This window comes from Promicromonospora sp. AC04 (assembly GCF_003058225.1).
Classification (GTDB): Bacteria; Actinomycetota; Actinomycetes; order Actinomycetales; family Cellulomonadaceae; genus Promicromonospora.
Genome location: NZ_QBUG01000001.1, coordinates 349,955 through 363,996, shown reverse-complemented (window position 1 = coordinate 363,996; position 14,042 = coordinate 349,955). Strand labels below are relative to the sequence as shown.

Genomic DNA, 14,042 nt, shown 5'->3' with positions numbered 1-14,042 from the left:
GCAAGGGGGTGGCGCCATGATCTCGTGGCGCGAGGTGGGCCGGCTGGACCTGGTGCGGGACGAGCGATGGAACGTCAGCCGGGACGCCGGCTGGCGGGGGGAGGCGTGGCGGGAGGCGCGTCCCGACGTCAGCCGTGATGCGGGCTGGCGGGGGGAGGCGTGGCGGGAGGCGCGTCCCGACATCAGCCGTGATGCGGGCTGGCGTGGGGCGGTGTGGCGGGAGGCGCGTCCCGACGTCAGTCGGGATGCGGGCTGGCGTGGGGCGGTGTGGCGGGAGGCGCGTCCCGTCGTCAGCCGGGATGCCGGCTGGCGGGGAGCGGTCTGGCGGAGCAGCGTGCCGGACGTCAGCCGGGATGCCGGTCAGCGGGGAGCGGTCTGGCAGGACACGGTGCCGGACGTCAGCCGAGACGTCGGCTGGCGGGCGGCGGCCTGGCGTGAGGTACGGCCGGAGGGGCTCTGGTCGGGCACGGCGGACCTGGTGCGCGACCTTCGCCGCTGGCTTGAGGAGCTGCCCGATCGCGCCGTGCTCGTCGGGGGACCGACAGCGGCGTGGCTGGTCCTTGTCCTCGTGTGGCAGACGGCGACGACGCTCGGCGGCGTCGAGGCGTACGTCGTGCCGCGGCCGACGGAGATCGTGGCCGAGCTCTTCGGCAACCTCGGCGCCGTCGTGCCCGCCGCGCTGTCCACGGCCCGCAACGCGGTGCTGGGCCTCCTGGTGGGCGTCACCCTCGCCCTTGCCGGCGCGGCCCTCACGGCGGCCAGCCACCTGCTCGACGACATGACGTCGCCGCTGGTCACCGCCGCCGCGGCCGTCCCGGTCGTGAGCCTGGCTCCCGTCGCCTACGGGATGTACGGCACGGACTCGGAGGGGGCGCGGGTGGCGGTCGCCGCCGTCGCCGTCCTGGTGCCCGTCTACCTGAACACGCTGCGCGGGCTGCGGACGGTGGAGCCCGTGCACCGCGACCTCCTGCGGTCCTACGCGGCGACGCCGTGGCAGGCCACGCGCACCGTGCTCCTGCCGGGGGCCCTGCCGTTCTTCTTCACCGGGCTGCGGGTCGCCTCGGCGCTCGCCGTGGTGTCGGCGCTGGTCGCCGAGTGCTTCGGCGGTCCGGCTACCGGGCTCGGCACCGCGATCACCTCGGCCGCCGCGTCCAGCCACCACGGCCTCGCCTGGGCCTACGTGCTGAGCGCGATGGTCGTGGGCCTCGCGTTCCACCTGGTGGTCGGCCAGGTCGAGAAGCTGCCCGAGACCCGGATCCTGTTCCGGGCGGCGTTCGCCCAGCGGCCCGCCGCGCGCGAGGCCGACAGCGTGCTCGACCTCCCGTTCGTCACGTCCCGGCCGACGGCGCCCGCGCCGTCGGCGGCGTCATCGGTGCAGGGTCGTGTCGCGAACGCGGCGGCCGCCTGATGCGCACCGGAGAACCGCACCTCGGAGAGCCGCACCTCGGAGAGCCGCACACCGGAGAAGCACACACCGGAGAAGCACACACCGGAGCGGAACGCATCCGAGACCCGCACACCGGAGGAACGGCCGCGCGTCGCGTACACCTCGGCACGGCGGCGACAGTCGCAGGGGCCCTGGTCCTGGCCGGCTGCGCGGGTGCCGCCCCGGCGTCGGGCCCAGAAGCCGACGGCAGGCCCGCCGACGGCGACGACCTGACGCCCGTGACCCTGCAGCTCTCCTGGGTGCGGCAGGCGCAGTTCGCCGGCTACGTCGTGGCCGAGGAGCTCGGCTTCTACGCCGACGAGGGCCTCGACGTGACGCTCCAGGAGGCGGGTACCACGACGGTCCCTGTCGAGGTCCTGGCCCGGGCCGGAGCCGACTACGCCGTCTCCCCGGTGCCGCGCGCGCTCGGGTCGATCGAGCAGGGCGCGCGGGTCACGAACGTGGCGCAGGTGTTCGAGCGATCGGGCACGGTGCAGGTCACGGCCATGGGCCAGGGCCTCGACGCGCCCGCCGACCTGGCGGGCAAGAAGGTAGGCGTCTGGGGCGACGGCAACGAGTGGGAGCTGTTCGCGGGGCTCCAGGCCGCGGGGGTCGACGTCGCCCACGACGTCGAGCTGGTGCGCCAGGCCGCCGACCTGACCGCCTTCGTGGCCGGCGACGTCGACGCCGCGCAGGCCACCACCTACAACGAGGTCGCCCAGCTGCTGGAGACCGTCAACCCAGCGACGGGTGACCTGTACCAGCCGGACGAGCTGGAGACGATCGACTGGAACCACACCGGCTCGGCAATGCTCCAGGACGCGATCTGGGCGGACACCACACGCCTGGAGGACGACCCGGCCTACGAGGACACCACCGTGGCGTTCCTCACGGCGTCGCTCAAGGGCTGGGTCTACGCACGCGACCACCCGGAGCATGCCGCGGCGGTCGTCGCGGGCTCGGCGTCCGCGTCCGGGTCGGCGCTGGGCCCCTCGCACCAGTACTGGCAGACCAACGAGGTCAACCGGCTGATCTGGCCGTCCACGCGGGGCATCGGCGTCATCGACCCCGGCGACTGGGACGACACGGTGGAGGCCGCGCTGACCACGCGGAACCCGGCGGGAGACACCCTCCTGACCGAGGCGCCGCCCGCCTCGTCCTTCACCAACCGCTACGCCCGCGTGGCGCGGGCCAACCTCGCCGAGGAGGGCCTCGACGTGATGGGGGAGAGCTTCGAGCCCCGCATGATCGAGCCGACGGCGGGCGGCGGCTGAGGCATTACAGTGCGGCCATGAGCGACAGCACCGCCCCCGAGACAGCCACCCCGACCGGCGCCGAGATTCGTTCCGTGACCGGTTCCGGGACCAGCACCGTGACCGGTTCCGGAACGGGATCGGAGACCAGGCCGGCCCGACGCGCTCTGGTGACCGGGGCGTCGTCGGGCATCGGTGCCGCGACCGCGCGCCGGCTGCGCGCCGACGGCTGGGACGTCGTGGCCGCCGCCCGCCGCGCGGACCGGTTGGCGGCGCTCGCCGCGGAGACTGGCTGCGAGGTCTACGCCGTCGACCTGACCGACGACGACGCCGTGGCCGCCCTCGCGAACCACCTCGCCGCCACCGGCGGGCTCGACGCCGTGGTGAACAACGCGGGCGGCGCGTTCGGCCTGGACCGGGTGGAGGACTCCGACGTGGACAGCTGGCGCCGCATGTACGAGATCAACGTGCTCGGTACGCTGCGCGTCACCAAGGCGGTGCTGCCCCTGCTGCGCAAGGCGGGCGCGACCAAGGGGGTCGCCGACGTCGTGAACGTGACCTCGACCGCCGCCCAGAACGCTTACGAGGGCGGCGCCGGGTACACGGGCGCCAAGCACGCGGAGCACATGCTGTCGCAGACGCTGCGGTGGGAGATCGCGGGCGAGCCCGTCCGGGTCATCGAGGTGGCGCCGGGCGCCGTGGCGACGGAGGAGTTCTCGCTGGTCCGGTTCGGCGGCGACGCCGAGCGGGCCGCCGCCGTCTACGAGGGGTACACGCCCCTGGTGGCCGACGACATCGCCGACACCATCGCCTGGGCGATGTCCCGTCCGGACCACGTCAACATCGACCTGGTGACGGTCCGGCCGCGCGCGCAGGCCCACAACTCGAAGATCGTGCGAACCGGGGTGTGAGGCAGGCCACAGTGGCAGAGATCAGACACAATGAGGGCATGGACACCAGCCCACCGGCACCGCCTGCCGCAACGTCGTCCCGCTCCGGCGTGGAGGTCGAGGACCTGGCGTTGTATCGGGCAAAGTTTCAACGACGGCTGCCCGCCTCGCTCGACATGCTCCGGGGTCCGTCCGGCGGGATGGTGGTGCTGCCACAGCATGTTGCCTGGTCGGGGATGACGTCGTACGCCCTGGACAAGCCGCGGCAGCGCATGAGTCTGTACCGGATCGTTCTGCACGAAGGTCTCCACGACGATCTTCTGGTCTATCTCAACCGAGACCTGCTTCTTGAGCTCTGGCCGGTTCTCCGTAGGCTCGTCGGTCGAACAGTACGTGGTGTGTGGGAGGACGCGTTTCCGCAGCTCGCTGCCCGCGCTCAGGCGGCGGCGTGACGGACATGCCGGAGCTGCATGCGCGGCTCCTGGCAGATGTCATCGAGCTCGGCTCTCCGTACCCGCTTGTTCTCACCGGCGGCTATGCCGTGCGCATGCATCGGCTTGTGAGCCGCCCCAGCCAGGACCTCGATGTGGCGACCGAGAACCCGGCACCGATGACCGACATCGCGGATGCGCTTCGAGCGGGCCTTGAGCAACGAGGATGGCGCGTGCGCTCCCTGGAGACTGCGCCATTGTCCGCCCGTTTCACCGTGACCGACCCAGCAACCCTGGAGGAGTGCGAGGTCGATGTACTCAAGGAGGTCTTCTGGCGACCGCCCGTCCAGAGCCCCTACGGCCCCGTCCTCGCTGAGGAAGACGTCATCGGAACAAAGGTTCGTGCGCTGGCAGACCGAGGTGCTCCCCGCGACCTGATAGACGTGTTCGCAGCGTCGCAACGCTGGACCACCGCCGATCTTGAGGAGTTCGGTCACCGGCACGCTCGCGGCCGCTTCGATCAGGAGGACCTTCAGTCCATTCTCGCGGGCGCCGAGTGGATCGACGACGAGGCTTTTGCCGCCTACGGGCTGGACTCCGGAGTGATCGAGGCGTTGCGGTCCTGGGCCGTTGGTTGGGCTGACGACCTCGCGGTCCGGCACATGGATCAGTCGGGCGATCCGACGTCTTGATCGGATCAGGCTCTGCGGCGCAAGCTCGTTACGGTGAGGTGACAGGTCGGCCCCGGCAAGGTGAGTTCGATCGCTCCCGTGCCAGGCTGAGCCTATGACTCAGGCAACCGAGAGCCCCGCGAGCCCGCGGGCCGACCGCTCACCGCACGACGCCGGCTGGGCCGCCCTCGCAGGCGTCATCGCCGGTGCCGCGGGGCTGGCCGTCGCGGAGCTCGTGGCCGCTCTCGTCGCGCCCGGCTCGAGCACCCTGTTCGCGGGCGGCGCGGCCGTCGTCGACGCCGTGCCCGGGTGGCTCAAGGACTTCGCCGTGCAGTGGTTCGGCACCAACGACAAGGCGGTGCTGCTCGGGTCGATGGGCGTCGTGCTGGCCGTGGGGGCCGGGCTGGCGGGCTGGCTGGAGCTGCGCCGTCCGCCGTCGGGGGCGGTGCTGATCGGCGTGGTCGGCGTGGTCGGGGCGATCGTCGCGGTGCTGCGGCCCGACGCGACGGCGCTGTGGGCGCTGCCCAGCCTCGTCGGCATCGGCGGCGCCGTGCTCCTGCTGCGCGCGGCCGTGGCGCGGCTGCGACCCGTGCCGGACCGGGCTGCGGAATCGGGCGGGGCGCCGTGGGGAGAGGCGGCCACGGACGGGGCGCCGTCGAGCGGCACTTTCGACCGGCGCGGGTTCCTGGCCGTCACCGGGATCGCGGCGGGCGTGGCGGTCCTGGCGCTGGCGGGCTCCCGCGTGCTGTCCGCGGGTTCGGCGGCGGTGACCGCGGTGCGCGAGACGATCCGCCTGCCCGCCCCGCGCACCAAGGCGCCCGCGGTGCCGGCGGGCGCCGACCTGGAGCTCGACGGCCTGGCCCCGTACATCACGCCGAACCCGGACTTCTACCGCATCGACACCGCGCTGCTGGTGCCGCAGCTGGACCCCAAGGACTGGTCGCTCGAGGTGCACGGCATGGTGGACGAGCCGTTCACGATCACCTGGGACGAGCTCCTCGCGCTGCCGCTCGAGGAGCACCACGTGACGCTGGCCTGCGTGAGCAACACGGTGGGCGGCGACCTCATCGGCAACGCCCTGTGGCTGGGCTACCCCATCCGCGCCCTGCTGGAGCGGGCCAAGCCGCAGGCGGGCGCCGACATGGTGCTCTCCCGGAGCGACGACGGGTTCACCGCCGGCACGCCGCTGGAGGTGCTGCAGGACCCGGACCGCGACAGCCTGCTCGCGATCGGCATGAACGGCGAGCCGCTGCCCGTGGAGCACGGCTTCCCCGCGCGGCTCGTCGTGCCGGGCCTGTACGGGTACGTCTCGGCCACCAAGTGGGTGACGTCGCTCGAGGTCACCACCTTCGCCGCCGACCAGGGCTACTGGACCCCACGCGGCTGGTCCGCGCTGGGACCCATCAAGGTCCAGTCGCGCATCGACGTGCCCCGCGGCTCGGCGGCGGCCGGCACGGTGACCGTGGCCGGGATCGCCTGGGCGCAGCACACGGGCATCGGCGCCGTCGAGGTCCGGGCCGACGACGGCGACTGGGTCAGCGCCGAGCTCGCCGAGACGGTGGGCTCGGACACGTGGCGCCAGTGGCGGGTGTCGATCGACCTGGCCGCGGGCGACCACACGCTCACGGTCCGGGCCACCGACGCCGACGGCCTGGTCCAGACCGAGGCCGAGGCTCCGCCTGCCCCGGACGGAGCCACGGGCTGGCACACGGTGACGGTGTCGGTGGGCTGACCCTCAGCTCCGCGTCGCCGTGAGCAGCAGGTACTCCCAGCCCATCGCGCCGTCGGCGTCCTGGAACCGGGCGGCCAGGTCCAGGAGCGCGTCGTCGAGCTCGGCGGTGCGGTCGGCGTCGTCGGCGATGTTGCGGTAGACCGCGATGGTGGGGCCGTAGACGGCCTTGAAGAAGTCGCGGAACTCCGCGCCCGAGGCGAACCGGGAGACGGGCAGCGAACGCACCTCGGCGTCCACTGTGGTGACGCGGTCGCCGAGCAGCGCGCGCACGTGCTCCTCGTCGCCCCACAGGGGCGGCGGCTGAGCGCCGGGCGGCGGAGCGGGCGCGAACGGCTTCATGGCCGCGAACATCTGGCCGATGAATCCGGCCGGCGTCCAGGCGATGAGCCCGATCGTCCCGCCGGGGCGGGTCACGCGGACCAGCTCGTCGGCCGCGGTCTGGTGGAACGGGGCGAACATGACCCCGACGCAGGACAGCACCGTGTCGAACGCCCCGTCGTCGTAGGAGAGCGCGTGGGCGTCGGCCTCGTCCCACGTGAGCTCGGCGCCGCTGGCCGCGGCGGCGGCCCGTCCGGCGTCGAACAGCTCGGGTGTGAGGTCAGAGGCGATGACGTCGGCGCCCGCGAGGGCGGCGGGGATTGCGGCGTTGCCGGACCCCGCCCCGACGTCGAGCACCCGGTCGCCCGGCCGCACGCCGGCGGCCTCGACCAGGACCGGCCCCAGGGCGGGGATGACCTCGGTGGCGACCGCAGGGTAGTCGCCGAGCGCCCACAGGGCGCGATGCTTGGCGCGGACGGCGGTGAGGACGTCGGGCGGGACGATCACGGTGTCGGACATGGGACTGCTCCTCGGCTGGACGGCTGGAAGTGCTGGGAGTCTCACTGTCCGCCGGGAAGGCACGCGCCCTCCAGTGCCGCATCTGTACCGGGTGAGGTTCACGATCTGTACTGGTCGCTGGTCGCGACCGGGCGTTGACTGGGGACTGCGGGGGGACGTACGAGGAGACGCCATGACGACCTACGGCCAGTTCTGCCCGGTGGCCAAGGCCATGGAGGTGCTCGACGAGCGGTGGACCATCCTGGTGGTCCGCGAGCTGCTGGCGGGCAGCACCCGGTTCAACGAGCTGCGCCGCGGCAACCCGAAGATGTCGCCGGCGCTGCTCGCCAAGCGCCTCCGCAGCCTGGAGCGCGCCGGCGTGGTGCGGCGCTTCGATGCGAACGGCCACCCCGCGTACCTGCTCACGCGAGCGGGCGAGGAGCTGCGGCCGCTCGTGGAGGGCCTGGGCGCCTGGGGCACGCGCTGGGTCGGCGGGCTCGGCGAGGCCGACCTGGACCCGCACCTGCTCATGTGGGACATGCGACGCACGGTGCCGGTGTCCGCCTGGCCGCGCGAGCGCACGGTCGTCGCGTTCCGGCTCGACGGCGTCCCTACGCCCGTCGCGCGCTGGTGGCTCGTCGTGCGCGACGGCGAGGCCGACGTCTGCGACTACGACCCCGGCTTCGAGGCGACGGTCACGGTGTCGGCCGCGCTGCGCACGCTGGTCCGGGTCTGGCGGGGCGACCTGTCGTGGCAGGTCGCGCTGCGCGGGGAGGCCGTGAGCCTGGACGGGCCGCCCGAGGCGCGCCGGGAGCTGCCTGTGTGGCTGGGACAGTCGGCCCTGGCGGCCGTGCCGCGGCCGTAACGCGGCCCCTGACGCGCCTCGGCAGGCGGGCCGTGCCCGGGTCAGCCTCGGTGCGGCGCCCGACCACGGCCGGTCAGCAGAACGGAGCTGATGCGGCAGACGTGGCGGCCACGAGCAGCTCGTGGAGCTGCTCGCGCTGCTTCGGGGAGAGGGGCTCGAAGACCTCGTCCTCGACGGCCGCGAGAGCGGTCTCCGCCTGGCAGAGCACCTGGAAGCCCTCGTCCGTCAGGGAGACGACGTGCCGGCGCCGGTCCTCCGCCGAGCGCCGCCGCTCGGCCAGGCCCCTGCCCTCCAGCTCGTTGAGCAGGCCGACGATGTTGGTGCTGTCGAGCACGAGCGACGTCGCGAGGTCGCGCTGCGTGATGTCGCCGCGGTCGCGGAGCACGGTGAGGGCGACGAGATGCCGGGTGCGCAGGCCGAGCGGCGTCAGCGCCGTCTCCGTACGACGACGGAGGTGGCGTGCCAGGTAGTCGATGAGCGCACCCGACCGCCGAACGGCCTGATCCAGCACCTGCGGCTCATCCACGGCATCTCCTTCGTCGTCGCGACCCCGCGCAGCCACTCTACGGGAGCGCGGGGTCGCGACGTGGGGAATTACCGGCGAGCGACCGGCTCAGGCGTTCGCGACCGCCGGCGCCCAGAGCTCGTCGATGGCTGCCTCGGCCTGCCGGCGGCTCTCCTCGTACATCGGCACCAGCTCGGCCATCGCGGGGTTCACCGGAGCGAGCGTGAGCTCGGTGGTGATGAAGCGCGGCTCGAGCCCGGTCAGCGCCACGCCGTGCGGGAGCCAGGCCGTGGCGTGGTCCCAGCCGTGGCGCGGCGCACCCTCGGCGTACCCGCCGCCGCGCGAGACGATCACGACGAAGTCGCGGCCGCCCAGCAGACCCTCGCGGGTCTCGGGATCGATGGAGAGCCCGGGCACGATCAGGTGGTCCACCCACGACTTCACGGCGCTCGGCGCGCCGTAGTTGTAGATCGGCAGGCCGAGCAGGACGGTGTCGGCGGCCGCGACCTCGCCGACGAGCTCCGTGATCAGGGCCCACGACTCCGCCTGGGCCGGGGTGTGCTGGTCCGGCGGAAGGCCGCGGCTGAGGTTCGCGGCGCTGTCGAAGTGCGGCACCGGGTCGGCGCCGAGGTCGCGGTAGGTCACGACGCCGTCGGGGTGCGCGGCGCGCCAGGCGCTCGCGGCACGGGCGGTGAGCTGCCTGCTGATCGAGCCCTCGCCCTGGATGCTCGCGTCGATGTGCAGCAGTGTTGCCATGGTCGGGTCCTCCTGGAGGTCTGTCAGGTCCGGCCGATACGGCCTCCAGCGTCAATCGTTTGTGCAGCACAGAGTATTTCCCAAGCGCATGTGATCTGGGTCACGTGCCGGTTGGGGTGCGACCCGGGGCGACGGTCGATGACTTCCGGTGGCCCCCGTCGTCGACCTGGAGAACGATGAAGTTGCGAACCACGACCTTGACCTCAACCAATGTTGAGGCGCTGGAGTAACCCCATGAGCAACGAAGCCTCGCAGGCCGCCGTCGACCCCCCGCGCCTGCATCTCTCCGACCCCACCGTGCGCACGTTCGTGAAGCTGCTGGTGAACGTGCTGGTCGTGGGCGTCATCAACTTCACCGTGTGGTTCGCCATCACGTTCTTCGTGTTCCTGCAGACCCGGTCGGTCTTCGCGACGGGCGTCATCGCCGGCCTCTTCCTCGTGTCCATGGTCGCCACGGGCGTGTGGTTCGGCAGCCTCGTGGACCACCACCGCAAGAAGACGGTGATGCAGGCGTCCGCGCTGGTCTCGATCGTCTTCTACGCGGCGTGCCTCGTCATCTACCTCCTCACCCCGGCCGAGGAGTGGACGAACCCGGGCAGCGTGCGGCTCTGGAGCCTCATCGTGCTGCTCATGTGCGGCGTGATCGCGGGCAACCTCCGCTCGATCGCGCTCCCGACGGTGGTCACGGCGCTCTTCGACGAGACCCTCCGCGACCGCGCGAACGGCCTGGTCGGAACCGTCCTCGGCATCTCGTTCCTCGTGACGTCGGTGATCAGCGGCCTGCTCGTCGCCTTCGACGGGATGCGGACGTGCCTGATCCTCGCCATCGGCGTCCTCGCCGTGGCGCTGGTGCACATGCACTTCATCAAGGTCCCCGAGTCGCTGTCGCATGCGGCGGCCGAGGGTGAGCCGCGCAAGGTCGACCTGCGCGGCACCATGAAGGTGGTGGGGTCCATCCCCGGCATGTGGGCGCTGATCGCGTTCACCGCGCTGAACAACCTGCTGGGCGGCGCGTTCATGGCGCTGATGGACGCCTACGGGCTCTCCATGATGTCCGTACAGGCGTGGGGCTTCGTCTGGGGCGGGCTCAGCGCCCTGATGATCCTGGCCGGCCTGCTCATCGCGCGCACGGGACTCGGATCCAACCCGGTGCGCACCATCCTGCTCGTCAACATGGCGCTGTGGGCCGTCACCGTCGTCTTCCCGATGCGGGCCTCCGTGGTCTGGCTGGTGGCGGGGCTGGCGGTGTACATGATGGCCATGCCGTACGTCGAGGCGTCCGAGCAGACGGTGCTGCAGAAGGTCGTGCCCTACGAGCGCCAGGGCCGGGTGTTCGGGTTCGCGCAGTCGCTGGAGCAGGCCGCCTCCCCGCTCACGGCGTTCCTCATCAGCCCGCTCACCCAGTTCTTCTTCATCCCGTTCATGCGCGAGGGCGGTACGGGTGCCCGCTGGATCGGCGACTGGTTCGGCACGGGCGACGCCCGGGGGATCGCGCTGGTGTTCGTCCTGATCGCGGTGCTGGGGCTCTTGCTGACGGGATATGCGCTGTCGAGCAAGTACTACCGGCTGCTGAGCCGGCGCTACCGCGAGGCCCCGGACGCCGCCACTGAGGGCACACCACCGTCCGCGGCCGCCGTCTGACCGCGAACTGACCACGCGGTTACTGCGGAATCTCGGCCATATTCCGCAGTAACCGCATGGTCAATCTTCGCCGGGGCCCGACGGCGGCGGGACTCGCGTGGCGGGAGCCTGCGGGCCGGCTGCCAGTGCTCCCGGCGCAGGACCTGGGCGACCTCGCCCACGAAGTGTCCACCGCTCACATGGCTCGGGAAGAACCGCAGGATGATGTTCTGCCCCTCGCCGAGCAGTCCGTTCTGCCGGGTCGCGTCGCGCTGCACCTGGCGCTCGGCGCCGTGGAACTCCTGTGAGTCGATCTCGACGATCAGCCAGCGGCCGTTGCCCAGGTGCCAGACCATGTCGGCCCGGCCCAGGAAGCGTCCCCGGGTGTCGAAGAAGTCCCGCTGCAGGTCGTCGGGCGCGACCCCGGCGTCGACGCATGCCAGGCGGGCGTGGCTCTCCGGCGGCGACTCGGCCCGCCCGTTGGCCAGCGGCAGCCAGGCGATCACCTTCGCCGAGCCCTTGTGGTGCCGGAGCCGACGTCGGATCACGTCGAGCTGCTCGACCTGAAGAAGCCTCTGGTGCAGGGCGCTGTCGAGGCACGCGATCGCCTGTTCGCGCGTGAGTGCGGGCAAGGCCTGGACGAAAGCGTCGACCAGCGCGACGACCAGCCGGCCATGGATCTCGACGATCCCCGTTCGCGGGGCGTACTGCCGGAAGACGATCCCGTCGCGGGCCTTCCGGAAGGAGCCCTTCGGCAGGGCCGCTTCCGGCACGAGCCGGCGCGGCAGGCCCTTGACCCCGTGCAGCATCAGCGCGCACGCGCCGACGGCGATCGCCCGCCGGTTGGCCAGCAGTGCGGACCAGACGGATCGTAGCCGGTCCACGTCGTAGGAATGCAGATGACCTGGGACCTCGCCCGTGTCAAAGACCCCGCGGGTCACTCGCCGCCACTCACCCCGGGCGACCAGCTCGCTCCGCCGCGATGCCCCGACGCCGGTCGCGTCGCACTGCTCAGCGGAAACGAGGCCGGCCTGTTGTAGCGCCAGCCGGATCAGCTTCTTAGCTATGGGTTTTCTATTCGCCACATCATCAATTACACCGTGTGATACTGCTTGATGATGCTTGTTATCCACAGGCTCCGAAGTTGATCATGCGGTTGCTCCGGGATCCCACATGGAATCCCGGAGCAACCGCGTGACTAACTTCTACGTGGGCGGCGGGTGGCCCGGGTCAGTTCAAGCTCAGCGAGTTCCGGAATCCCTCGATGAGGTCGCCGTTGCCCTCGGGCAGAGTCATCGTGATGATGTACCTGCCGGGACCGTCGGCGCGGTGGACGAGGATCCGGACGGGCTCGACCGCCCCGTCGCCCGCAGGCATGGCCGTGATCTCGCGTAGCTCCTCGCTGGTCCCGTCCTCGATGGTTGCCACGGTTGCCCCGGGCAGCTCGAACGACGTCGCGGCGCTGCCCGGGGTCTGGGTCAGGCCGCCCGACTTCGCGTCGTAGAACTCGTAGTCGGGAGTGACGTAGGCGATCCGGAAGAACGGCGGCGAGTCCGGGTCAACGCTGCTGTGCCACATGTCGGACGTCACGCCGGGCTCGTCCTGGACCGGCCCGCTGGTCACGATCTCGGCCGGCAGGGCGTAGGTGAGGCCCTCCAGCTCGTGCACCTCCCACCCGGTCGGGTCGCCGGATGCCGGATCCGGTGACGATTCCGCCGCGGCCCGCAGGGCCTTGGCCCGCGTCTCCGCCTCCGCTGCCTCTGCCTGCAGTTCCTCCGTCCGCAGCTCACCTTTCGCTGCCGCCGCCGCTGCCCGCAGCTCCTCCGCCCGCAGTGCCTCCGCGTCCGCCTCTGCCAGCAGTGCCTCCGCCTCCGCCGACACGCCCGGCGTTACCGACGACGTCTCCGAGCCCGGGAGCAGCACGCCGCCCGTCGTCGGGCCGCCGAACGCGAACGCGGCGCCCGCCACGACCGCTGCGGTGGCCAGACCGCCGCCGGTCACGAGGACCGCGCGGCGGGTGCGCGTGCGGCGGATGGCGACGCGGGACATGTCCTGCGGGTTGGCCGGGGTCGGAGGCACGACGCCGGTGCTGACCTCGCGCACGTGCGCCATCCAGCTCTCGTCGACGGGCTCGGTGGTGGGGTGGCTGTTCTTGGTCATGCGTCCTGTCCTTCCTTAAGCAGAGTGCGTAGGCGGGCCAGGCCGCGTGCGCCTTGGGACTTCACGTTGCCGACGCTGACGCCGAGCTCCTTGGCGACGTCGGCCTCCGACCGGTCGAGCAGGTGGCGCAGCACGACCACGCGACGCTGGCTCGGCCCGAGGTGCCGCAGCGCCCGCACGAGGCGCTCGCGCTCCGCGACCTGGGCGCCGCTGTCGGTGCCGGGGCCCCGGCTCACCTCCTGCGCGACGGCGACGTCCTCCGGCGACTGCAGCACCTCGCGGCGCGTGCGCCGCCACCCGTCGATGCGGGCGGTGGCCAGCACCCGCCGGGCGTACGCGAACGGGTAGCCGTCCTTGAGCCGGGACCAGCGTCGGTAGGTGCGCTCCAGGGCGATCTGGGTGAGGTCGTGGGCGCGGTGGTCGTCGCCGCACAGCAGGTAGGCGATCCGGTGCAGCGCCGCGGTGTTCTCGACGGCGAAGAGCCGGAACTGCTCCTCGGCGGACAGGCCGGTGCGGACCACTGAGAACTCGGGCGCCGCGGAGGGGGCACCGTCATGGTCTGGCACGGGGTCAGCCTGCCAGGAGGTGTCGAGCGCGGTGCCGGCAGGTGGGCCGATCGCTTGGCTGATTGCGTTCATGTCCTTAAGGACGTGCGCCAGGTACGGGGAGGTTGCACACCGAGGAGTGCGATCCGCACACGGAACAGTGCACCCCGCACTTTTCCGGTTGCCGCGGCCCGGTACGATTGCCTCACAGGCATCGACCCGGCCATCACCGGTGAGCCTCCGGAAGAACAGGTGACCCCACCGCCGTCGGGCAGCGGGGGAGCCTCAGTAGAACCGGACGGGTAGGCCCGTCACAGCCGTCAACGAGCGGACGCTCGCCCCCGGCGAGCGTCAAGCGGGGTGGTACCGCGG

14 protein-coding genes and 1 pseudogene are annotated in these 14,042 nt (G+C 72.0%); 8 read left to right on the top strand and 7 right to left on the bottom strand.

All coding sequences use genetic code 11. From position 1 onward, the window contains the following. Positions 1 to 16: 16 nt before the first annotated feature. The 6 genes from C8K30_RS30870 to C8K30_RS01500 all read left to right on the top strand — a co-directional run bounded on the left by C8K30_RS30870 (position 17) and on the right by C8K30_RS01500 (position 6,403). Entirely contained in the window at positions 17 to 1,408 is a 1,392-nt protein-coding gene (locus tag C8K30_RS30870; RefSeq protein WP_199230292.1) for an ABC transporter permease, read from the top strand. Continuing rightward, on the top strand, positions 1,408 to 2,700 hold the full coding sequence (locus C8K30_RS01520; RefSeq protein WP_108491120.1) for an ABC transporter substrate-binding protein: 1,293 nt from the start codon (positions 1,408 to 1,410) through the stop codon (positions 2,698 to 2,700). The genes C8K30_RS30870 and C8K30_RS01520 overlap by 1 nt, the downstream gene beginning before the upstream one ends. A gap of 17 nt (positions 2,701 to 2,717) precedes the next feature. Then, positions 2,718 to 3,590 carry an SDR family oxidoreductase gene (locus tag C8K30_RS01515; protein ID WP_233256914.1) on the top strand — a complete coding sequence of 291 codons (873 nt, stop codon included), beginning with the start codon at positions 2,718 to 2,720 and terminating at the stop codon, positions 3,588 to 3,590. A 38-nt stretch (positions 3,591 to 3,628) separates the two neighbouring features. Further along, entirely contained in the window at positions 3,629 to 4,021 is a 393-nt protein-coding gene (locus tag C8K30_RS01510) for a hypothetical protein (RefSeq protein ID WP_108491119.1), read from the top strand. Positions 4,022 to 4,026: 5 nt separating this feature from the next. After that, positions 4,027 to 4,692, top strand: a complete 666-nt coding sequence (locus tag C8K30_RS01505) for a nucleotidyl transferase AbiEii/AbiGii toxin family protein (RefSeq protein ID WP_233256981.1) — start codon at positions 4,027 to 4,029, stop codon at positions 4,690 to 4,692. A gap of 94 nt (positions 4,693 to 4,786) precedes the next feature. Beyond that, positions 4,787 to 6,403 (top strand): molybdopterin-dependent oxidoreductase, encoded by a 1,617-nt coding sequence (locus C8K30_RS01500; protein WP_108491117.1) that lies wholly within the window; start codon positions 4,787 to 4,789, stop codon positions 6,401 to 6,403. A 3-nt stretch (positions 6,404 to 6,406) separates the two neighbouring features. Here the strand turns inward: C8K30_RS01500 and C8K30_RS01495 are convergent, their stop codons facing one another. Further along, the gene (locus C8K30_RS01495; protein WP_108491116.1) at positions 6,407 to 7,240 is read right to left on the bottom strand and encodes a class I SAM-dependent methyltransferase; all 834 of its coding nucleotides are present in this window, start codon (positions 7,238 to 7,240) and stop codon (positions 6,407 to 6,409) included. 172 nt (positions 7,241 to 7,412) lie between these two features. On the opposite strand from C8K30_RS01495, the gene C8K30_RS01490 reads away from it, so the two are divergent. Continuing rightward, positions 7,413 to 8,084, top strand: coding sequence for a helix-turn-helix domain-containing protein (locus C8K30_RS01490; protein WP_108491115.1), 672 nt, complete (start codon positions 7,413 to 7,415; stop codon positions 8,082 to 8,084). Between the two features lie 73 nt (positions 8,085 to 8,157). On the opposite strand, the gene C8K30_RS01485 is transcribed toward C8K30_RS01490, so the two are convergent. Both C8K30_RS01485 and C8K30_RS01480 read right to left on the bottom strand, forming a co-directional pair. Beyond that, entirely contained in the window at positions 8,158 to 8,610 is a 453-nt protein-coding gene (locus tag C8K30_RS01485) for a MarR family winged helix-turn-helix transcriptional regulator (protein ID WP_108491114.1), read from the bottom strand. Positions 8,611 to 8,697: 87 nt separating this feature from the next. Next, positions 8,698 to 9,345 carry an FMN-dependent NADH-azoreductase gene (locus C8K30_RS01480; protein ID WP_108491113.1) on the bottom strand — a complete coding sequence of 216 codons (648 nt, stop codon included), beginning with the start codon at positions 9,343 to 9,345 and terminating at the stop codon, positions 8,698 to 8,700. Positions 9,346 to 9,579: 234 nt separating this feature from the next. Between C8K30_RS01480 and C8K30_RS01475 the strand changes: the two genes are divergently transcribed. Then, positions 9,580 to 10,986, top strand: a complete 1,407-nt coding sequence (locus C8K30_RS01475; RefSeq protein ID WP_108491112.1) for an MFS transporter — start codon at positions 9,580 to 9,582, stop codon at positions 10,984 to 10,986. Here C8K30_RS01475 and C8K30_RS01470 read toward each other — a convergent pair. From C8K30_RS01470 to C8K30_RS01460, 4 genes and pseudogenes are all read right to left on the bottom strand, one after another. After that, complete coding sequence (locus C8K30_RS01470; protein ID WP_108491111.1) at positions 10,926 to 11,849, bottom strand: hypothetical protein; 924 nt, start codon at positions 11,847 to 11,849, stop codon at positions 10,926 to 10,928. The two genes, C8K30_RS01475 and C8K30_RS01470, sit on opposite strands and share 61 nt — an antisense overlap. Before the next feature lie 54 nt (positions 11,850 to 11,903). Next, positions 11,904 to 12,050: pseudogene (locus C8K30_RS31760) on the bottom strand (hypothetical protein); the annotation flags it as partial. 145 nt (positions 12,051 to 12,195) lie between these two features. Beyond that, a complete protein-coding gene (locus C8K30_RS30595; RefSeq protein WP_108491110.1) occupies positions 12,196 to 13,125 on the bottom strand; it encodes a hypothetical protein in 930 nt (309 codons plus the stop codon). After that, positions 13,122 to 13,691, bottom strand: coding sequence for a SigE family RNA polymerase sigma factor (locus C8K30_RS01460; protein ID WP_233256913.1), 570 nt, complete (start codon positions 13,689 to 13,691; stop codon positions 13,122 to 13,124). The genes C8K30_RS30595 and C8K30_RS01460 overlap by 4 nt, the downstream gene beginning before the upstream one ends. Positions 13,692 to 14,042 lie beyond the last annotated feature (351 nt).